A 19,566-nucleotide genomic window follows, 5' to 3' on the forward strand; every position below is an offset into this window, starting at 1 on the left:
CCTTCGGTGGTTCAAGGGGGTCAACGCGGCACGCGGGCCGGAGTGCCATCGTCGGATGCACGTTGGCGGCGATCGCGACGCGAAGTCCTTGCCCCCCCGCCGATCGCTGGTATAGGACCCGCCGACCGGCGGTGTCCCCTGCGGGCGTGGCGGAACTGGTAGACGCGCTGGATTTAGGTTCCAGTATCGAAAGATGTGGGGGTTCGACTCCCTTCGCCCGCACCAGCTTCGCCATGCGCCAAGCTGGACATCGTTCTTTAGAAATCCTGAAAGCGAAAGCCGAAGAATGCAGACTGTCGAGACGTTGAACGAAGGCCTGAAGCGCGCCTACACGCTGACCATCACCGCCGCCGACATCGACGCCCGCGTCGACGCCGAGGTGAAGCGCGTGGCGCCGCAGGTGCGGATGCCCGGCTTCCGCCCCGGCAAGGTGCCGGCCAACCTGGTCCGCAAGATGCACGGCGAGGCGATCGCCGCCGACGCGCTCAACACCAGCATCCAGGAAGGCATCCAGGCGCTGATCGCCAGCAACAAGCTGCGCCCGGCGATGTCGCCGTCGGTGTCGCTCGCGGGCGAATACGCCCCCGGCAAGGACGCCGAGATCAAGGTCGAGCTGGAGGTGCTGCCCGACGTGCCGACCCCGTCGATCGAGGGCATCAAGCTGGAACGACTGGTCGTTCCCGCACCCGAAGCGCAGGTCGACGAGCAGCTCGCGCAGATCGCCGGCAGCCAGAAGCGGTTCGACGATGCGCCGGAGGGGCACAAGGCCGCGACCGGCGACCTGGTCGTCATGGACTTTGTCGGGTCGGTCGACGGCGTCGCGTTTGAAGGCGGCACCGGCACCGACATGTCGATCGAAATCGGCTCGGGTCGCCTGATCCCCGGTTTCGAGGACCAGCTGGTCGGCGTGACCAAGGGCGAGGAAAAGACCATTCAGGTCACCTTCCCCGACGATTACGGCGCGAAGGAGCTGGCGGGCAAGCCGGCCGAGTTCGCGCTGAAGATCACCGACGTGCGCGTGGCGGGCGAGACGAAGATCGACGACGATTTCGCCAAGTCGCTTGGCCTCGAGAGCCTTGAGCAGCTTCGCGGGTTGCTGAAGGGCCAGATCGAGCAGGAGCTGAACGGCCTGACCCGCACCCACATGAAGCGCAAGCTGCTCGACCAGCTTGCCGCGTCGCATGATTTCGACGTGCCGCCGTCGATGGTCGATGCCGAGTTCGACCAGATCTGGCAGCAGCTTGTCCGCGAAGCCGAGCAAGAAGACGACAAGGATGCGGCGATGGCCGAGCTGGAGCGCGAGAAGGACGATTATCGTGCGATCGCGGTGCGCCGCGTGCGCCTGGGCCTGCTGCTTTCCGAAATCGGCCAGGCCAATGGTGTCGAGGTCAGCCAGGCCGAGATGAACCAGCTCATCATGCAGGCCGCGCAGCAGTACAACCAGAAGGACCGCGAGCGGTTCATCGAATATGTCCGCCAGGAGCCGATGGCCGCCGCCCAGCTGCGCGCGCCGCTCTATGAGGACAAGGTCGTCGACTTCCTGTTCGGCAAGGCCGAGATCGCCGAGCGTGAAGTGACGCGCGAGGAGCTGGAAGCCGCGATCGAGAGCGAGGAAGGCGCGATCCCGCACGTCCATGGCCCCGATTGCGACCATGACCATGATCACGACCACAAGCCGGTGAAGAAGAAGGCCACCGCCAAGAAGGCGGACGCCGCACCCGCCGAAGACGCGGCCAAGCCCGCGGCGAAGAAGGCGGCGGCCAAGAAAGCGGAAGACGCGGCCGAAGTCAGCGCGGACGCGCCGAAAAAGGCTGCGCCGAAGAAGAAGGCTGCCGCTGAAGCCCCGGCAGGCGACGCCGATGCCGCGCCCAAGAAGAAGCCGGCCGCCAAGAAGAAGGCCGACGCCTGATCCGGCGTTCGCGTCGCGCCGGAGCCGGGGGAGGGGTGTCGCCCGCCACCCCCGGCACCGTCGCCGGCGATGCGTTAACCCGCTTTTCGCGCCGATCGGCTATGCGGGTGTCGACATGAAGACGCGCACGCCATGACCGCCGCCGCGCCGCGTATCGCGGTGATCCTGCCTTGCTACAATGAGGAAGCGGCGATCGCGCAGACCATCGCCGGGTTCCGCCGCGCGCTGCCCGATGCGGCGATCTATGTCTACGACAACAACTCCGCCGATCGCACGGTGGAGGTCGCCCGCGCGGCCGGCGCGGTGGTCCGCACCGAACGAATGCAGGGAAAGGGCAATGTCGTCCGCCGCATGTTCGCCGATGTCGATGCCGACATCTATGTGATGGCGGACGGCGACGCGACCTATGACTCCGCGGCGGCGCCGGCGATGGTGCATCGGCTGGTCGACGAACAGCTCGACATGGTGGTCGGCGCGCGGATCAGCGACCACGCCGACGCCTACCGCCGCGGCCATGTGCTCGGCAACCGGATGATGACCGGCATTTTGGCGCGCCTGTTCGGGCGCAGCTTCACCGACATCTTCTCGGGCTATCGCGTCTTTTCGCGCCGCTTCGTGAAGAGCTTCCCGGTGCTGTCGGCGGGATTCGAGATCGAGACCGAGATCAGCGTCCACGCACTCGAGCTCAAGATGCCGGTGGGCGAAGTGCCGACCGCCTATTTCGCCCGGCCCGAAGGGTCGCAGTCGAAGCTCAGCACCTATCGCGACGGCCTTCGCATCCTGCGCACGATCACGACCCTGTACCGGATCGAGCGACCCCTGTGGTTTTTCGGCGGCTTCGGCGCGCTGCTGGCGTTGGCGGCGATCCTGCTCGCAATCCCGTTGTTCATCACCTTTTTCCAGACGGGCGAAGTGCCGCGTTTCCCGACCGCCATCCTGGCGACGGGGCTGATGATCCTGGCGTTCCTCAGCTTCTTTGCCGGGCTGATCCTCGACACCGTCGTACGCGGCCGGCGCGAGGTACGCAGATTGGCGTATCTCGCCCATGCCGCGCCGGGCAGTGCCGCGCCGGGCGCGCGCCCCCTTGCGCCGGCCGTCGCGAGCGCCGATGTAGGCGACTGCACCACCTGAGCGGGATTTTATGAACGACTTTCACGACCCCATGAGCGCCCTGGTTCCCATCGTCATCGAACAGTCGAGCCGCGGCGAGCGCAGCTTCGACATCTTCTCGCGCCTGTTGCGCGAACGCATCGTGTTCGTCACCGGCGGGGTGGAGGACCAGATGGCCTCGCTCATCGTCGCCCAGCTTTTGTTCCTGGAATCGGAGAACCCGAAAAAGGACATCTGGATGTACATCAATTCGCCCGGCGGGGTCGTGACGGCCGGCATGGCGATCCACGACACGATGAAATACATCCGGCCGCGCGTGGGCACGGTGTGCATCGGCCAGGCGGCATCGATGGGCAGCTTCCTGCTGGCCAGCGGCGAGCCGGGGATGCGGGTTGCGCTGTCCAACGCGCGGATCATGGTGCATCAGCCGTCGGGCGGCGCGCAGGGCATGGCGTCGGACATCGAGATCCAGGCCAAGGAAATCCTGCGCATTCGTCGGCGGATGAACGACCTCTACGCCAAATATACCGGCCAGCCGATCGAGAAGATCGAGGCGGCGATGGATCGCGATACCTTCCTGGAAGCGGACGAGGCCAAGGTGTTCGGGCTGGTCGATGAGGTCTATGACCGGCGCCCGCAGCCCGCCGAGGAAGGCGCGCCGAGCGCGAGTTGAGCTGACGGTCCGGCGGGCGGTGCCGGCATTCGCCGGCACGGCCGTGACCTCGAACGGGACGGGGTCTGGTTAAGCATCGTCGCCCACCGGATTTTGATGATTGCCCGTTTAGCCCCCGCGTGTAGACTGGCGGGTGGATGATCGCGCCTTCGGGTGCCAAGGATGGATTAGATGACCAAGTTGAGCGGTGGCGACTCCAAGAGCACGCTGTATTGCTCGTTCTGCGGCAAGTCGCAGCACGAGGTGCGCAAGCTGATTGCGGGGCCGACCGTCTTCATCTGCGATGAATGCGTCGAACTGTGCAACGACATCATCCGCGAGGAAACCAAGTCGGCGCTGATTTCCAAAAAGGACGGCGGCGTGCCGAGTCCGCAGGAAATCTGCGACGTACTCGACGATTATGTGATCGGTCAGAAGCGCGCCAAGCGCGTGCTGTCGGTGGCGGTCCACAATCACTACAAGCGGCTCAACCATGGCGCCAAGGGCGCTGACGTCGAGCTCAGCAAGTCGAACATCCTGCTGGTCGGCCCGACCGGGTGCGGCAAGACGCTGCTCGCGCAGACGCTGGCGCGCATTCTGGACGTGCCATTCACCATGGCGGATGCGACGACGCTGACCGAGGCGGGCTATGTCGGCGAGGATGTCGAGAACATCATCCTCAAGCTGCTCCAGGCGTCGGATTACAATGTCGAGCGTGCCCAGCGCGGCATCGTCTATATCGACGAGATCGACAAGATCAGCCGCAAGGCCGAAAATCCGTCGATCACCCGCGACGTGTCGGGCGAGGGCGTGCAGCAGGCGCTGCTGAAGCTGATGGAGGGTACGACCGCCAGCGTGCCGCCCCAGGGCGGGCGCAAGCACCCGCAGCAGGAGTTTCTGCAGGTCGACACGACCAACATCCTGTTCATCTGCGGGGGCGCGTTCTCGGGCCTCGAAAAGATCATCGGCGACCGGTTGCAGGGCAAGTCGATCGGCTTCGGCGCTTACGTCGCCGCGCCCGAGGAGCGCCGCACCGGCGAAGTGCTGCGCCAGACCGAGCCCGAGGATCTGCTGAAGTTCGGGCTGATTCCGGAATTTGTCGGCCGCCTGCCGGTGATCGCGACGCTCGAGGACCTCGACATTGACGCGCTGGTCAAGATCCTGACCGAACCCAAGAACGCGCTGGTCAAGCAGTATCAGAAGCTGTTCGACATGGAGACGGTCAATCTGGGCTTCACCGACGACGCGCTGGTGGCGATCGCCAAGCGCGCGATCGAGCGCAAGACCGGCGCGCGCGGGCTGCGCTCGATCCTTGAGGGCATCCTGCTCGACACCATGTTCGACCTGCCCAGCATGGACGGGGTGGACGAGGTGATCGTCGACAAGGACGTCGTGGATGGCCGCAAGGAACCCGTTCGCGTCTATGCCAAGAAGGAAAAGGCGGGCGGCGCCGCCTGAGCCGGGCGCGCCGACCCATTGGTGCGCCAGCGCGCGCGGCGCGTCGCATGAGCGCGGCATTATCGCCTATTTTCGTGCAGCGCGCGGGAATTGAAACTGCCGGTTGCTTTCCGTCGACAAATGCGAAACTATCGTGCGCAGGTGCCGGCGATCCGGCGACACCACCCCGGCGCGGCAGGATAACAGAACAGGCATCGCCGCCCCGACGATTGGGGAGAGCGCATGAGCTGTGTTTCGACGATCGATCATCAGGCCCGGCTGGATGTCCGCGAGCTGCTGAGCCGGTATTGCCAGTATATCGACCATAATCAGGGCGCTGCCTTTGCCGAGCTGTTCACGCACGATGCCGTGTTCGAACTGAGCGACGGCACGCGGCTGACCTCGATGGACGAATTTCGTCTGATCCCCGGCATGGTCTGGGAAATGGGCGGCGGCAAATGGCGGCACCAGATCACCAACGTCGTGATCGACCGCGGGGTGACCTATCGCGAGGTGACGGTGACCGCGACCGGCCTCGTGCTCGACTGGAACCGCGGCGGCGCGATGGCGAGCTGCTATGATTACCGGATCGAGGTGTGCCGCAGTCATGCGTGGCGCATCCGTAAATTCTATGGCGGCGAGGTCGGCAGCAACGTCGATACCGGCCCCTGCCATGCGTGGATGAACCCGCCGCCAAAGACGCTGGCCGACGTGCGCATGATCTGATCGGGGTTGACCCGTGGCCACGCGCCGAGCTGGCCGGGCTTTCGACCGATACAGAAAAGCTTGATCGCAGCGAAAGGGCCGGATCCCGATATTGCCTTTGGCGGTGCCGTCCCCCTAGATGCGGCACCGCCAACTGCTGGATTTGCCATGACCGCCACCCATTCGACCCGTATGCTCATCCTCGGCTCCGGCCCGGCGGGCCTGTCGGCCGCCATCTATGGCGCGCGCGCCGGCATGGCGCCGATCGTGGTGCAGGGCATCCAGCCGGGCGGGCAGCTGACCACCACCACCGATGTCGAGAATTATCCGGGCTTCCGCAACGTCATCCAGGGTCCCTGGCTGATGGAGGAGATGCAGGCGCAGGCCGAGCATGTCGGCGCGCAGATGATGTACGACACCATCGTCGAGATTGATTTGTCGCAGCGCCCGTTCCGGCTGAAGGGCGATGGCGGCACCATCTATTCGGGCGACGTGCTGGTGATCGCGACGGGGGCCCAGGCCAAGTGGCTGGGGCTGGAGAGCGAGGAACTGCTGAAGGGCAAGGGGGTCAGCGCCTGCGCCACCTGCGACGGCTTCTTTTATCGCGGCAAGAAGGTGGCGGTGATCGGCGGCGGCAACACCGCGGTCGAGGAGGCGCTGTATTTGACCAACCACAGCCATGACGTGACGCTGATCCACCGGCGCGACACGCTGCGCGCCGAGAAGATCCTGCAGCAGCGCCTGTTCGCCAACGAGAAGATCAAGATACTCTGGAACAAGGGCGTCGAGCGTTTCATCGATGGCGGCGGGCTGAAGGGCCTGGTCGGCATCGAATTGCGCGACACCCGCACGGGCGAATTGTCGACGATCGACGTCGACGGCGGCTTTGTCGCGATCGGTCACCATCCGGCGACCGAGCTGTTTCGCGGTCATCTCGACCTCGACGATGACGGCTATATCCGCGTGACGCCGGGAACGACGCGCACGAGCGTCGAGGGCGTGTTTGCGTGCGGCGACGTGATGGACAAGGTGTATCGCCAGGCGATCACCGCGGCGGGTACCGGCTGCATGGCCGCGCTCGACGCCGAACGCTTCCTGGCCGAAGCGGATTTCGAGGCGATCGCCGAAGCCGCCGAATAGGTCGGCCTCAATCCCTCAGCAGGTCGATCAGCTGCGCGGCGAGCCACGCCTTGTCGTTGGCGCGGGCGAAGCTGTGGCTCGCGGTGTCGCAGCGTCGTACCGGGGTTCGCGCACGCGCGCGCGAGAAGCGGCTGCCGCGCCATGCATCGGCAAAGGCGATCGCTGTGTTGTCGCCGCTGGCGAGCAGGATCGTGACAGGAACGTACGCGTTGCCCAGCCCGTCCGCCAGCGCAGCCAGGTGCGGTGAAGCCCTAGATTTCGTTTGAATTAACTTGCCTATACCTTTGATAGATTTATCAAAGTTCAATTCACCCCGGAGCGCCCGGCGCCACGTTTCGGGATCGCGCAGCCGTTGCGCATAGCGCGCGCGGATCGCCGCGCGTGCGGGAAGCGCGTCGCCATCGTCGCCGATCCACGGGTTGGCAAGCACGAGCGCGTCCAGCCCGGCCTGGCGATGAAACAGCGCGAGCGCCGTCGCAGCATCGCAATTGCCGAAGCCGACGATCCGCGCGACATCGGGTGTTTCACGACGAAAGGCGGCGACGGCGGCGGCGAGGTCGGGCGCACTGCCGGCGAAACCCGCGTTTTCGCCGCTCGAATCGCCGATGCCGCGTCGATCGTAGCGCATTACCGGATGTCCCGCGGCTGCCAGCGCAGCAGCCAGCGCCGCCATTCCACGGTGCGCGCCGGCGCGGATTTCATTTCCCCCCGACACGATCAGCAGGCCGGTGGAGCTTGCCGCCGCGATCGGCGTATCGATCGTTCCCAGCAGCGTTTCGCCCGCACAGGGAAACGCGATCACCCTTCGCATCGCCGCACCCATGCCGCGACGTCGGCGGCGATCCGTGCCGCCAATGCCGGGTCATTGCCCGGCTCTGCGCGCCGCCAGAGGGGCGCGCCATCGAATTTGACGTCGGCATCCCCCGGGTCGCTGGCCAGCCGTGCGATCCGCCGCGGGATGCCCGGTTCGGCAAAGGCCTCGGCCGGGTCGAACCCGCGGAGAAGGTTCCTTGAAACGACGGTTCCGGCAATCTCCACCCGATCGTCGCGGAACGCCATGTCGTCGACACTGCCCTTGCCCCCGCCGGCGAGCCACAGCCGGTGGAGGTCGCGAAGGACCTCGCGTCCCGCCTGCGGGCTCAGGTGCCAGCGGCCGTGGTGACTTGCGCTGACATCGAGCAGCGCGCCGCCGCGGATGCCGAGCGCGTAGGTCCGCCGTGCTTCCCCGGCCAGCCGCCCGCTCGCCGCCGCCATTGCCGCCACCAGATCGCGCAGCGTCAGGTCGGCGATATCGGCCGCGCTTTCGCCCTGTCCCGGCATATCGGGCAGGACGCTCGCAATGCCGTGCCCGGCAAGTGCACGCAGGATCGTGACCGTGAAGGTGCGGGTGCGATTGGCTTCCTCGAACAGCGGCAGCGCCGCAATCACGACCGGGCCGTCGGCGGGGCCGAAGCGCAACATCGCCTCGCGCCCGCCGGCCCAGTCATAATGGTCGATCACCCCGCGACCTTGGCAAGCGCGAAGCGGGTCAGCGATCCAAACGTCTCCAGCGTATCGCCGTCGACATCCTCATCGTCGATGATGATGCCCAGCCGGTCCTCGATTTCGGTCAGCACGCCGGCGACCGCCATCGAATCAAGCTCGGGCAGCGCGCCGAACAGCGGGCTTTCGGCCTCGAACGCCGCCGCGCGGTCCGCGCTCAGCCCCAGCACGTCGCGCAGGATGGCGCGAAGCTGGGTGTCCACATCGATCGTTCGTCCCGACGCCAAGTCCGCCGCCCTCCCAAGCAACCTGACCGCGCGCACTAATCGTCCGATCGCGGCTTGCCAAGCACCGCGCGCTTGCCGCGCCGCCGTGCCCGGTCCAGAAGCGGCAGCGCATGACGATCGCGCTCGACCCCGTTCCCCGTCCGATCGACCATCTCGCGCTGCGCGGTGCGGCGGGCGATGTCGCGCTGGTCGACCGTGCCGGGTCGCTCGATTTTGCCGGGCTGGAGCAGGGGGTAGGGCGGCTCGCCCACTGGCTGGCGGGGCAGGGGCTGGCGGCGGGCGCGCGGGTCGCGACCTGGCTCCCCAAGCACCGCGTCGCATGCCTGATGCCGCTGGCGGCGGCGCGCGCGGGCCTGGTCCACGTGCCCGTCAATCCGGTGCTCAAGCGCGCGCAGGTCGCGCATATCCTGGCCGACGGCGGCGCAGCGATGCTGGTGACGCAGGACAGCCGGCTGGCGGCGCTCGAGGCCGGCGACGTGCCCGCGGAATGCCGGGTCGCGAGCGAGGGCGAGGCCGAGGCGGCGCTGGCAACCGATGGCGATGCGCTGCCGCCGTCGGCGGCCGATCCGGACGCGCTGGTCGCGCTGATGTACACGTCGGGATCGACCGGCCGCGCCAAGGGGGTGATGCTGAGCCACGCCAATCTGTGGCTCGGCGCGATCAGTGTCGCCCACTATCTGAAGCTCGTGCCCGAGGATCGCGTGCTCGGCGTGCTGCCGCTGAGCTTCGACTATGGCCAGAGCCAGCTGCTGAGCAGCTGGGCGGCGGGCGCGCGGGTGGTGCCGCTCGACTATCTGACCGCGCGTGACGTCATCAAGGCGGTGGCGGTGCACGCGATCACGACGCTGGCCGGGGTCCCGCCGCTATGGGTACAGCTGCTCGATGCCGAGTGGCCGGCGGCGGCCGCGACGCAGCTCGGGCGGCTGACCAATTCGGGCGGGGCGCTCACCCCGGCGCTGGTCCGGCGGCTGCGTGCGCGCTTTCCGGCGGCTGACCTCTATCCGATGTACGGGCTGACCGAGGCGTTCCGGTCGACCTATCTCGCGCCCGAGCAGGTCGACGCGCATCCCGAATCGATCGGTCGCGCCATCCCCTTTGCGGAGGTGATGGTGGTGCGCGCCGACGGCACCCGCGCGGCACCGGGCACGCCGGGCGAGCTGGTCCATGCCGGGCCGCTGGTCGCCAAGGGCTATTGGCGCGACCCCGAGCGGACGGCGGCGCGCTTTCGCCCCGCGCCCGATTTCGCGGCGTCGGGGGGCATCGCGGTATGGTCTGGCGACACGGTGGTCGAGACCGCGGACGGGCTGCTGCGTTTCGTCGGCCGCGACGACGAGATGATCAAGACCGCCGGCAACCGCGTCAGCCCGACCGAGATCGAGGAGGCGGTGCTGGCCGGCGGGGAAGCGGTCGAGGCGGTGGCGCTGGGCGAACCCGACGACCGGCTGGGCCAGGCGATCCGCGTGATCGCGCGCGCCGACGGCGATCCGGCCGAGGCGGAGGCGCGACTGCGCGCAAGGCTGGCGCGCGAGCTGCCGATGTTCATGCAGCCACGGCAATATGAATGGCGCAACGCCCTGCCGCGCAACGCCAATGGCAAGATCGACCGCGTGGCATTGAAGACGGGGCGATCGGGGGAGGTGACGTCATGAAGCCGATGGGGCCGGTTCCGCCGGAATTCGCGGATGGCGACGTGCTGACGCTGGGCGGTCGTGCCGCGACGGCCTGGGCGGCCGAGGCCGGCACGCCCTGCTTCGTGTATGATTTCGCCGTGATCGAAGCGCGGATCGCGGCGCTTCGTGCGGCGATGCCCGCGGGGCTGGACGTGCATTATGCGATCAAGGCAAACCCGTTCGGGCCGCTGCTCGACGCGATCGCACCGCGGGTCGACGGTCTCGACGTCGCCTCCGCGGGCGAAATGGCACGCGCGCTCGCGGTCATGCCGGCGAGCGCGATCAGCTTTGCCGGGCCGGGCAAGCGCGATGACGAGATCGCGGCGGCGATCGCCGCCGGCGTGACGCTCAACCTCGAATCCGAAGGCGAGGCGGCGCGCGCACTGGCGATCGCGCGCCGCGTCGGGGTCGCGCCCCGGCTGGCGGTGCGGGTCAATCCCGATTTCGAGCTGCGGGGATCGGGTATGCGGATGGGCGGGCGCGCCTCGCCCTTCGGCGTCGACGCCGATCGCGTGCCGGCGCTCGTCCGCCAGCTGATCGCCGAAGGGGCCGACTGGCGCGGCTTCCACGTCTATGCCGGCTCGCAGGCGCTCGACGCCGATGCGATCGTCGAGATGCAGGCGCAGACGATCGCGCTTGCCGCGCGGCTGGCCGACGCGGCGGGTGCGGCGCCGCCTCTGGTCAACCTGGGCGGCGGCTTCGGCGTGCCCTACGCGCATGGCGACGCGCCGCTGGCGATCGACCGGGTGGGCGACGCGCTGGCCCGCGCGCTCGCCGGACGGCCGGCCGCGCTGACGTCATCGCGCTTCGCGATCGAGCTTGGCCGCTGGCTGGTGGCAGAGGCGGGCGTCTATCTGACGCGCGTCATCGACCGCAAGGAAAGCCGGGGCGAGACGTTCCTGGTGGTCGACGGCGGGCTGCACCACCAGCTCGCCGCGAGCGGCAATTTCGGCACCGTGGTACGACGGAACTATCCGATCGCGATCGCCGACCGCATGCGCGCCGCGGCGGCGGAAACCGTGTCGGTCGTCGGCTGCCTGTGCACCCCGCTCGACCGGCTGGGCGACCGCGTCGCGCTGCCCCCCGCGGTGCCGGGCGACATCATCGCCATCTTCCTGGCCGGAGCCTATGGCGCGACCGCCAGCCCCGCGGCGTTTCTGGGCCACCCGCCGGCCGCGGAAATCCTGGCCGGTGCGGCCGGCGCGGCGGATGTCCCAACCGGGAACGCTGAACCGTAATTTAACCTCTTTCTCGCATAGCGGAGCCTGATCCCGCGTCCTACCGCTGCGTTGCGGTCGGCCATGTGCGTATCAGGAGGAAGCGATCCGTGAAGCGTTCGATGACGTCCATCAGCCTGGTTTCGATCGCCGCGCTGGCATCGTCGTGCACCACGGGCACCCGGCCCCAGCTGCCCCCCGCGGCGTTCGTCGCCGCCAATGAGCAGCCGGGCGAGGAATATATCATCGGGCCGCTGGACCAGCTCAACATCTTCGTCTGGCGCAATCCCGAACTGTCGGCCAAGGTCCAGGTGCGCCCCGATGGCCGCATCACCACGCCGCTGATCAGCGAGATGCCCGCGGTCGGCAAGACGCCGGCGATGCTGGCCGACGACATGAAGATCGCGCTGTCGCAATATATCAACCAGCCGCTGGTTTCGGTGATCGTCGAGAATTTCTCCGGCACTTACAGCCAGCAGGTGCGGATCGTCGGCGCGACCGAAAAGCCCGCATCGATCCCGTACCGCGCCAACATGACGCTGCTCGACGCGATGATCGCGGTCGGCGGGCTGTCCGAATATGCCGCGGGCAATCGCGCCCGGCTGGTCCGCTTCGACAAGGATTCGGGCAAGCAGAGCGAGTTCGGGCTGCGTATCGGCCGACTGCTGAAGGACGGCGATACGCGCGCCAATGTCCGCCTCGAACCCGGCGATGTGATCATCATCCCCGAAAGCATGTTCTGAAGGGGCCGGCCGCGTGGGTAGCATTTACGAGGAAGTCCGCCTTGCCCTGCACGGCATCTGGACGCGGCGCTGGATCGCGCTCGCGGTGGCATGGGGCGTGTGCCTGATCGGCTGGGTCGCGGTCAGCCTGATCCCCAACCAGTATCAGTCAGTCGCGCGCGTCGTCGTCGAGATGCGCAACATCCTGCCCGCCGAAACGGTGGCGTCGGGGCAGGCCGAGAGCGCGCGCAACCTGGACCGCGTGCGCCAGACGCTGACATCGGTCAGCAACCTGGAAAAGGTCGTGCGCGGCACCGCGATCAACGCCACCGTCAAGTCGCCGGGCGACCTGAACGCGCGCGCGGCCGAACTGCAGCGGGTGATCAAGGTCACGGCGCTGCAGGACAACCTGTTCGAAATCTCCGCGACGGTGTCGGACGGGGCGCTGGGCGTCGACAATTCCGCACGCATTGCGCAGGCGGTCGTCACGAAGATGATCGAGATTTTCGTCGACGAAAATCTCTCCGGCCGTCGCAACGACACGCGCGAGGCGCTGAAGTTTCTCGACGACCAGATCGCCGATCGGCAGCAGCGGCTGCAGGATGCCGAGGAACGCCGGTCGAGCTTTGCCAACCAGTATCTGTCGACGCTGCCGGGCACAGGCACGCTGACCGAGAGGGTGTCGGCCGCGCGCAGCCAGATCGCGCAGGTCGAAAGCGACCTTGCCGGGGCGCAGAGCAGCCTCAATTCGGTCAACGCGCAGCTCGCGGGGACGGGATCGACCTCTGCAGGCGCGGGGGGAACCGCGATCGCCGGCCCCGCACGCGCGCGCCTGGCTGCGATCGAAGGCCAGATTGCCGAGGGTCGTGCGCGCGGGTGGACCGCGTCGCACCCCGACATGGTGGCGCTGGCCAACCAGCTTGCTGCTGCGCGCGCCGCCGCGCAGAACGAGCCGCTGAATGCGGGTGCCGCCGGCGGCGCCAATCCGCTGTTCCTCCAGCTGAAGTCGATGCAGACCGACCGCAGCGCGCGCGTCGCCGAACTGACTCAGCAGCGCGACACGCTGCGCGGCCAGATCGCGCTCCTCGAGGCGAAGCTCGCCGCCGATCCGCAGGCCGCGTCGGAACAGGCGCAGATCGACCGCGAGATTGCAGCGATGAAGGCGCAATATGATCGGCTGCTCGACGACCGCGAGCAGATCCGGCTCCAGTCGCAGGTCCAGAATCAGACCGATGCGACCAAGTTCAGCGTGATCGACGGTCCGTCGCTGCCCGCGACTCCGACATCGCCCAACCGGCCGCTGCTGCTGACCGGCGTGCTGGTGCTCGGGATGGCGGCGGGGGTCGCGGCGGCATTCGGCATGAGCCGTATCCAGACGACGTTCCCCACCGCCGCCCGGCTCGCGGCGGCCAGCGGCCTGCCGGTGATCGGATCGATCGGCGAGGTCGTGTCCGCCGCGCAGACCACGCTGCGCCGCAAGCGTCTTCGCCAGTTCGCGGGGGCCATCAGCGGCCTGGGTTTCGTGTTCATGACCTTGCTGGCGGCCGAAATCCTCCAGCGCGGGCCGGGCGCGTGAAGGGGAAGCCGAGATGAACGACCACAGCCCCCGGCGCCTGAAGGGATCGCTGATCGAACGCGCCGCCGAGCATTTCGGCCTGGAGGCGGAGACGCTGGCCCCGGTCGCGGCGCTGTCGCCCGCGGCGTTCGACATTCCGCCGATGCCGGTCATCGCGCCCGCGCCGGCGACCGTGCCCGAGCACAGCGCCAAGCAGGCGGCACCCCGCCCGGTATCGCGGCGATTTGCCACCATCGACCGCGCGCGCCTGGCTGAACAGGGCATGCTCGTGCCGGGCGGTCCGGTCGACGTGCTGGCCGAGGAATTCCGCCTCGCCAAGCGTCAGCTGCTGCTGACCGCGCGCGCCGCCGCGGGCAAGAATGCCGACCGCGCGCGCATGGTGCTGGTCTGCTCGGCCCGGCCCAACGAGGGCAAGACCTTCTGTGCGACAAACCTCGCCATCTCGATGGCGGCCGAGCGCGATGTCGAAATCCTGCTGGTCGATGCGGACCTGGCCAAGCCCGACATCCTCGACCGGCTCGGGATCGACGCGGGGCCGGGCCTGCTCGACGTGCTCAATGATCCCGCGCTCGATGCCGAATCCTGCGTGACCGAAACCGACATCCCCAAGCTGAGCGTGCTGGGTGCGGGCACGCGGTCGGCCAACGACACCGAGTTGCTGGCGAGCGAACGCGCGCGGCGCGTGCTCGACGCGCTGGCCACCGCCAATCCCGACCGCATCGTGATCTTCGATTCGCCGCCGATCCTGTCGGCCTCGCCCGCTTCCGTGCTCGCGTTGCACGTCGGCCAGGCGATGATGGTGGTGCGCGCCGATCGCACGACCGAAAGCGATATCCGCCAGGCGGTCGCGCTGCTCGACGGGTGCGAGCATATCCAGCTGCTGCTCAACGCGGCGACCTTCATGTCGGGCGACGGCCGGTTCGGCAGCTATTATGGCGAGGAGCTGGCAGGATGATCCGCGCCGCGCTCATGGCTGTGCTGGCCGCCTTGCTGTGGCCCGCCGCCGCACATGCCCAGGATGCCGACCGTAGGGTCAGCGTCTCGCCCTATATCGAGGCGGGGCAGGTGCTCGTCGCAGAGCTGGATGATGACGGCGACGTGCTCACCTATTCGACGATCGCGGTCGGGATCGACGCGGTCGCCCGCACGCGCCGTGTCGAGGTGCAGGTCAGCTATCGCTTCGAGCAGCGGATTTCGTGGGACGACGACCTGAACGACGGCAGCATCCATTCGGGGCTGGCGCGCGGCGCGCTGCTCGTCGCGCCGGGGCTGACGGTCGAAGGCGGGGCGATCGCGACGCGCGGTCGATCCGACATCCGGGGTGCCGCGCCGGGCAATCTGGTCGGCAATGTCGACAACATCGCCCAGATCTTCTCGGCCTATGCCGGCCCGACGCTGGAAAAGCGTGTCGGCCCGGCAAACCTCAACGCGCTGTACCGCTTCGGCTATACCAAGGTTGAAAGTCCGGGGTTCGAGGGCGTGCCGGGCGGCCTGCCGCCGCTCGACAATTTCGACGAATCGACCAGCCATCTGGCGCTGGCGAGCATCGGCACCCGCGCGGGCACCCTGCTGCCAATCGGGCTGACGCTGAGCGGGGCATGGCAGCGCGAGGACGCGAGCCAGCTCGACCAGCGGTTCGAGGGCAAGTATCTGCGCGGCGACATCGTCGTGCCGGTCAGCCGCACCGTCGCGCTGGTGGCCGGCGCGGGCTACGAGAACATCCGGATCGACCAGCGCGCGGCGCTGATCGACCCGGCGACCGGCTTTCCGGTGACCGACCGCAACGGCCGCTTCGTCACCGACCCCGCATCGCCCCGGCTGATCGCGTTCGATTTCGACGGCATTTTCTGGGATGCGGGCGTGGTGTGGAAACCCAGCCCGCGCACCGTGCTGGAGGCGCGGGTCGGCGAGCGGTACGACTCGCTCACCTATATCGGTTCGCTCAGCTGGCAGACCGGGCCGGGATCGGGGCTTCAGGTCGGCGTCTATGACGGCATCCAGGGCTTCGGCCGCCAGCTGAACAGTGCGATTGCCGAACTGCCGACCAGCTTCGTCGCGGGCGACGATGCGTTCGGCGACAATTTCAACGGCTGCGTGCTGGCGCAGGGCAACGGATCGGGCGGTATCGGCGGCAATGGTGCCAATGGCGCGCTAGGCGGCTGCCTCAATTCCGCGCTCCAGTCGATCGCCACCGCCAATTTCCGGGCACGCGGATTCGACGTGGTCTATGCGATCAATCGTGCGGCGACCCGCGTCGGCTTTGGCGGCGGCTATGCCCGGCGACGCTTCTATGCGCCCGATCTGACGCAGGGCTTCACCGTCGACGGCACGGTCGACGAAAGCGGCTATATCCAGGCGTTTGCCGCGACCGCGCTGGACAGCCGGTCGGGCCTGACCGCGACGGTGTATTTCAACTATTATTCGAGCGGCATCGCCTTCACCGGCGATGTCACGGGCGCGGGCGCGCAGGCCAGCTATTCGCGCAGCTTCGGCCGGCTGGGCGCCACCGCGGCGCTGGGCCTTTACAGCTTCGATCAGGAAGGCGGCGACAGCGACCTGGTCGGCCAGGCGCTGGTCGGCCTGGGATATCGGTTCTGATCCGGGTCACGCGGCCCAGGGAGACGCAAGGATGTATGACACCCATTATGGATTGAGCGGCCGGCCATTCGCGCTGACCCCCGATCCGTCCTTCTGGTTCGAGACCGCCACGCACAAGAAGGCGATGGCGTATCTCGGCTATGGCCTGAGCCAGAGCGAGGGCTTCATCGTCATCACCGGCGAACCGGGCACCGGCAAGACGACGCTGGTCGGGCATCTGATGGCGCGGATCGATCCCGAACGGCTGAACGTCATCCGCATCGTGACGACCCAGGTCGATCCCGGCGACCTGCTGCACCTGGTCGCGGCGGGGCTGGATGTGCTTTCGGCGGGGATGACCAAGTCGCAGCTGCTGTCGGCGATCGAGCGCGGGCTGCACGCGGTCGCGCGCACGGGCAAGCGCACGCTGCTGATCGTCGATGAGGCGCAGTCGCTGCCGATCGAATCGCTCGAAGAATTGCGGATGTTGTCCAACTTCCAGGTGGCCGGCCATTCGCTGCTCCAGATCTTCCTGCTCGGCCAGCCCGAGTTCCGCCGCCTGCTCAACTCGCCGCGGCTCGAACAACTGCGCCAGCGCGTCATCGCCATCCATCACCTGGGGCCGATGGAGCCCGAGGAAGCCGCGCCCTACCTGATCCATCGCCTGTCCAGGGTCGGCTGGAACGGGCGCCCCGACTTCACCGAGGCGGCGGTCGCGGCGATGTATGAATGGGCGGAGGGCATCCCCCGCCGGCTCAACATGATCGCCAATCGCGTGATGCTGCTCGGCGCGGTCGAGGGGATCGAGCAGTTCGAGGATACTGACGTCGAAACCGTCGCCGCCGAGCTGAGCGAGGATGCGGGCGCAACCGATGACGATGCGGCCGAGCCCGCGTCTCTGCCGCTGACGGGCGTACCGGTCGCCGACGAACCGCGCCCGATGCGCGCGGCCGCCGACCCGACGCCGCCCAAGCTGGCAGAAATCGTCGCCCGGATCGAGGCGATGGAGGCGCGGATGGACGAACAGGACGCCGCGCTCCGCCGCGTGCTCGCGCTGCTGGTCGACTGGGTCGAGGGCGATCACCGCCGGATCGACCTGACGTCGCTGCGCGGTTCGGCGGCCTGAGCCCGGTCGCCGCGATGCTGCACGATCCCACGCTGGGCGATGTCCGTGTCGTCAACGGCATGTCGGTCGATATCGAGGATTGGTTTCAGGTCGGCGCGTTCGAGCGCGTGATCGATCCGGCCGACTGGGACGCGCTGGAACCGCGTGTCGAGCGTAACACCCACGCCGTTATCGACCTGTTCGCCGAGGCCGGGGTCAAGGCGACCTTCTACACGCTCGGCTGGGTTGCGGCGCGCTATCCGGCGATGATCCGTCGGATCGTAGCGGAAGGGCACGAGCTCGCCAGCCATGGCTGGGCGCACGCCCGCGTGTTCACGATGAACGCTGACGCATTTCGCGACGACCTGGCACGTGCGCGCGCGGCGCTGGAGGATGCGGGCGGCGTGGCCGTCACGGGCTATCGCGCACCGTCCTTCTCGATCGATCCGCGCACGCCCTGGGCGCACCGGGTGCTGGCGGAGCAGGGCTATGCCTGTTCCTCCAGCGTCGCGCCGGTGCGCCACGACCATTATGGCTGGCCCGACGCACCGCGCCGCGCGCATCGGCCGCTCGCCGATTCGCCGCTGATCGAGCTGCCGATCACCACCGCGCCGTTTCTGGGGAAGGATACGCCCACCGGCGGCGGCTTTTTTCGCCTGTTTCCGGCCGCGCTGACCCACCGGGCGATTCGTCGGTGCAACGCCGATGACGCGCAGCCGGCGATCTTTTACTTCCACCCCTGGGAAATCGATCCCGATCAGCCGCGCGTGGCCGACGCGCCGCTCCGGTCGAAGCTGCGCCATTACAGCCGGCTCGGCGCGATGCGGGGCAAGCTGGCGACGCTGCTTGCAGGGCATCGCTGGGGGCGGGTCGATGCGGTCGCCGCGCGGGAAGCGGCGCGGCTGGCATGAACATGGCCTTGATCGAGCGCCCAGTCGCCGTGCGCGCGGCGACGCCGGGCGAGGCCGCGCGCGTGACCGAATTCGTCGACGCGCACCCCGATGGCACGCCATTTCACCTGCCGGCGTGGAACGAGGCGGTCGCGCAAGGCTGCGGCCAGCGCGCGCACCTGCTGATCGCCGAACATGGCGACGGCTCGCTCGCGGGCGTGCTGCCGCTTACCGAAATTCATTCGCCGCTGTTCGGCCGCGCGCTGGTGTCGACCGGGTTCGCGGTCGGCGGGGGGGTGCTGGCGGGGGGCGCCGGGGTCGCACGCGACCTGGCAACGGCGGCGTGGGCGCTGGCAGAACGGCTGAGCTGCCCCTCCGTCGAACTGCGCGGCGGCGATGCGCCCGGGGCGAAGTGGCAGGTCGCGAGCGGCCACCATCTCGGCCATGTCCGCGACCTTGCCGCCGACGATGACGCCGAACTGCTCGCCATCCCGCGCAAGCAGCGCGCCGAGGTGCGCAAGTCGCTCGATTTCGACCTTGAGGTCGCCGTCGGCGCGGACGCGCGCGCGCGGCGCGAGCATTATGCGGTCTATGCCGAATCGGTGCGCAACCTGGGCACGCCGGTGTTTCCCGCTTCACTGTTCGCCGAAGTGCTCGACCGTTTCGGCGACGCGGCCGACATCCTGACGGTGCGCCATCGGGGCGTGGCGGTGGCGAGTGTGCTCAGCCTTTACTGGCGCGGCACGGTCTATCCCTATTGGGGCGGGGGCACGCATAGCGCGCGGGCGTTGCGCGCCAATGACCGGATGTACTTCGCGCTGATGGGGCATGCACGCGCGCGGGGGTGCACCCGGTTCGACTTCGGCCGGTCGAAGGTCGGCAGCGGCCCGGCGGCGTTCAAGAGGAATTGGGGATTTGCCGGACAGCCGCTCACCTATTTCACCCGCACCGCCGATGGCGCCGCGCCGCGTGAAATCAATCCGCTGAGCCCGAAATACCGCTTGCAGATCGCGGCGTGGCAGCGGCTTCCCCTCCCGGTCGCCAATGCGATCGGCCCGTGGATCGCGCGGGGGCTGGGGTGAGCGCC

General features: G+C 68.2%; 18 protein-coding genes and 1 tRNA gene. 16 read left to right on the forward strand and 3 right to left on the reverse strand.

The genetic code is table 11. From position 1 onward, the window contains the following. Positions 1–140 precede the first annotated feature (140 nt). From AX709_RS10065 to trxB, 7 genes are all read left to right on the forward strand, one after another. A tRNA-Leu gene (locus AX709_RS10065) sits at positions 141–225 on the forward strand. Between the two features lie 61 nt (positions 226–286). Beyond that, positions 287–1,909: a trigger factor gene (tig, locus tag AX709_RS10070; protein ID WP_066549224.1), complete on the forward strand. Its 1,623-nt coding sequence runs from the start codon at positions 287–289 to the stop codon at positions 1,907–1,909. A 132-nt stretch (positions 1,910–2,041) separates the two neighbouring features. Then, a complete protein-coding gene (locus AX709_RS10075; RefSeq protein ID WP_082731739.1) occupies positions 2,042–3,040 on the forward strand; it encodes a glycosyltransferase family 2 protein in 999 nt (332 codons plus the stop codon). Between the two features lie 10 nt (positions 3,041–3,050). Beyond that, entirely contained in the window at positions 3,051–3,692 is a 642-nt protein-coding gene (locus AX709_RS10080; RefSeq protein WP_066549226.1) for an ATP-dependent Clp protease proteolytic subunit, read from the forward strand. 171 nt (positions 3,693–3,863) lie between these two features. Then, positions 3,864–5,129: an ATP-dependent Clp protease ATP-binding subunit ClpX gene (gene clpX / locus AX709_RS10085; RefSeq protein WP_066481185.1), complete on the forward strand. Its 1,266-nt coding sequence runs from the start codon at positions 3,864–3,866 to the stop codon at positions 5,127–5,129. A 222-nt stretch (positions 5,130–5,351) separates the two neighbouring features. After that, complete coding sequence (locus AX709_RS10090; protein ID WP_066549227.1) at positions 5,352–5,834, forward strand: nuclear transport factor 2 family protein; 483 nt, start codon at positions 5,352–5,354, stop codon at positions 5,832–5,834. 147 nt (positions 5,835–5,981) lie between these two features. Further along, a complete protein-coding gene (trxB, locus tag AX709_RS10095) occupies positions 5,982–6,953 on the forward strand; it encodes a thioredoxin-disulfide reductase (protein ID WP_066549228.1) in 972 nt (323 codons plus the stop codon). Between the two features lie 7 nt (positions 6,954–6,960). On the opposite strand, the gene AX709_RS10100 is transcribed toward trxB, so the two are convergent. The 3 genes from AX709_RS10100 to AX709_RS10110 are packed head-to-tail and all read right to left on the reverse strand — an operon-like array spanning position 6,961 to position 8,722. Beyond that, entirely contained in the window at positions 6,961–7,764 is an 804-nt protein-coding gene (locus AX709_RS10100) for a hydrolase 1, exosortase A system-associated (protein ID WP_066549244.1), read from the reverse strand. Continuing rightward, positions 7,752–8,453: an alpha/beta hydrolase family protein gene (locus AX709_RS10105; protein WP_231727489.1), complete on the reverse strand. Its 702-nt coding sequence runs from the start codon at positions 8,451–8,453 to the stop codon at positions 7,752–7,754. The genes AX709_RS10100 and AX709_RS10105 overlap by 13 nt, the downstream gene beginning before the upstream one ends. After that, the gene (locus AX709_RS10110; protein ID WP_066549229.1) at positions 8,450–8,722 is read right to left on the reverse strand and encodes an acyl carrier protein; all 273 of its coding nucleotides are present in this window, start codon (positions 8,720–8,722) and stop codon (positions 8,450–8,452) included. The genes AX709_RS10105 and AX709_RS10110 overlap by 4 nt, the downstream gene beginning before the upstream one ends. A 110-nt stretch (positions 8,723–8,832) precedes the next feature. On the opposite strand from AX709_RS10110, the gene AX709_RS10115 reads away from it, so the two are divergent. The 9 genes from AX709_RS10115 to AX709_RS10155 all read left to right on the forward strand — a co-directional run bounded on the left by AX709_RS10115 (position 8,833) and on the right by AX709_RS10155 (position 19,561). Further along, a complete protein-coding gene (locus AX709_RS10115; protein ID WP_197432029.1) occupies positions 8,833–10,371 on the forward strand; it encodes an acyl-CoA ligase (AMP-forming), exosortase A system-associated in 1,539 nt (512 codons plus the stop codon). After that, on the forward strand, positions 10,368–11,630 hold the full coding sequence (locus AX709_RS10120; protein WP_066549231.1) for a pyridoxal-dependent decarboxylase, exosortase A system-associated: 1,263 nt from the start codon (positions 10,368–10,370) through the stop codon (positions 11,628–11,630). The genes AX709_RS10115 and AX709_RS10120 overlap by 4 nt, the downstream gene beginning before the upstream one ends. Before the next feature lie 101 nt (positions 11,631–11,731). Then, complete coding sequence (locus tag AX709_RS10125) at positions 11,732–12,352, forward strand: XrtA/PEP-CTERM system exopolysaccharide export protein (RefSeq protein ID WP_066481171.1); 621 nt, start codon at positions 11,732–11,734, stop codon at positions 12,350–12,352. A 13-nt stretch (positions 12,353–12,365) separates the two neighbouring features. After that, complete coding sequence (locus AX709_RS10130; protein ID WP_066549232.1) at positions 12,366–13,907, forward strand: XrtA system polysaccharide chain length determinant; 1,542 nt, start codon at positions 12,366–12,368, stop codon at positions 13,905–13,907. Positions 13,908–13,920: 13 nt separating this feature from the next. Next, complete coding sequence (locus AX709_RS10135; protein WP_066549233.1) at positions 13,921–14,862, forward strand: exopolysaccharide biosynthesis protein; 942 nt, start codon at positions 13,921–13,923, stop codon at positions 14,860–14,862. After that, positions 14,859–16,505: a hypothetical protein gene (locus AX709_RS10140; protein ID WP_066549234.1), complete on the forward strand. Its 1,647-nt coding sequence runs from the start codon at positions 14,859–14,861 to the stop codon at positions 16,503–16,505. The genes AX709_RS10135 and AX709_RS10140 overlap by 4 nt, the downstream gene beginning before the upstream one ends. A gap of 31 nt (positions 16,506–16,536) precedes the next feature. Then, entirely contained in the window at positions 16,537–17,610 is a 1,074-nt protein-coding gene (locus tag AX709_RS10145) for an ExeA family protein (protein ID WP_066549235.1), read from the forward strand. A 14-nt stretch (positions 17,611–17,624) separates the two neighbouring features. Further along, on the forward strand, positions 17,625–18,500 hold the full coding sequence (locus tag AX709_RS10150; RefSeq protein ID WP_066549236.1) for an XrtA system polysaccharide deacetylase: 876 nt from the start codon (positions 17,625–17,627) through the stop codon (positions 18,498–18,500). Further along, positions 18,497–19,561: a FemAB family XrtA/PEP-CTERM system-associated protein gene (locus AX709_RS10155; RefSeq protein WP_066549237.1), complete on the forward strand. Its 1,065-nt coding sequence runs from the start codon at positions 18,497–18,499 to the stop codon at positions 19,559–19,561. Before AX709_RS10150 ends, AX709_RS10155 begins: the two co-directional genes overlap by 4 nt. Positions 19,562–19,566 lie beyond the last annotated feature (5 nt).

Source organism: Sphingomonas sp. CCH15-F11 (genome assembly GCF_001557005.1).
Taxonomy (GTDB): domain Bacteria; phylum Pseudomonadota; class Alphaproteobacteria; order Sphingomonadales; family Sphingomonadaceae; genus Sphingomonas.

What these genes read in the sequence shown, in the direction of transcription:
- tig (WP_066549224.1), top strand. Translation starts at nt 287, where the DNA reads ATGCAGACTGTCGAGACGTTGAACGAAGGCCTGAAGCGCGCCTACACG.
- AX709_RS10075 (WP_082731739.1), top strand. Translation starts at nt 2,042, where the DNA reads ATGACCGCCGCCGCGCCGCGTATCGCGGTGATCCTGCCTTGCTACAAT.
- AX709_RS10080 (WP_066549226.1), top strand. Translation starts at nt 3,051, where the DNA reads ATGAACGACTTTCACGACCCCATGAGCGCCCTGGTTCCCATCGTCATC.
- clpX (WP_066481185.1), top strand. Translation starts at nt 3,864, where the DNA reads ATGACCAAGTTGAGCGGTGGCGACTCCAAGAGCACGCTGTATTGCTCG.
- AX709_RS10090 (WP_066549227.1), top strand. Translation starts at nt 5,352, where the DNA reads ATGAGCTGTGTTTCGACGATCGATCATCAGGCCCGGCTGGATGTCCGC.
- trxB (WP_066549228.1), top strand. Translation starts at nt 5,982, where the DNA reads ATGACCGCCACCCATTCGACCCGTATGCTCATCCTCGGCTCCGGCCCG.
- AX709_RS10100 (WP_066549244.1), bottom strand. Translation starts at nt 7,764, where the DNA reads ATGCGAAGGGTGATCGCGTTTCCCTGTGCGGGCGAAACGCTGCTGGGA.
- AX709_RS10115 (WP_197432029.1), top strand. Translation starts at nt 8,833, where the DNA reads ATGACGATCGCGCTCGACCCCGTTCCCCGTCCGATCGACCATCTCGCG.
- AX709_RS10120 (WP_066549231.1), top strand. Translation starts at nt 10,368, where the DNA reads ATGAAGCCGATGGGGCCGGTTCCGCCGGAATTCGCGGATGGCGACGTG.
- AX709_RS10125 (WP_066481171.1), top strand. Translation starts at nt 11,732, where the DNA reads ATGACGTCCATCAGCCTGGTTTCGATCGCCGCGCTGGCATCGTCGTGC.
- AX709_RS10135 (WP_066549233.1), top strand. Translation starts at nt 13,921, where the DNA reads ATGAACGACCACAGCCCCCGGCGCCTGAAGGGATCGCTGATCGAACGC.
- AX709_RS10140 (WP_066549234.1), top strand. Translation starts at nt 14,859, where the DNA reads ATGATCCGCGCCGCGCTCATGGCTGTGCTGGCCGCCTTGCTGTGGCCC.
- AX709_RS10145 (WP_066549235.1), top strand. Translation starts at nt 16,537, where the DNA reads ATGTATGACACCCATTATGGATTGAGCGGCCGGCCATTCGCGCTGACC.
- AX709_RS10150 (WP_066549236.1), top strand. Translation starts at nt 17,625, where the DNA reads ATGCTGCACGATCCCACGCTGGGCGATGTCCGTGTCGTCAACGGCATG.
- AX709_RS10155 (WP_066549237.1), top strand. Translation starts at nt 18,497, where the DNA reads ATGAACATGGCCTTGATCGAGCGCCCAGTCGCCGTGCGCGCGGCGACG.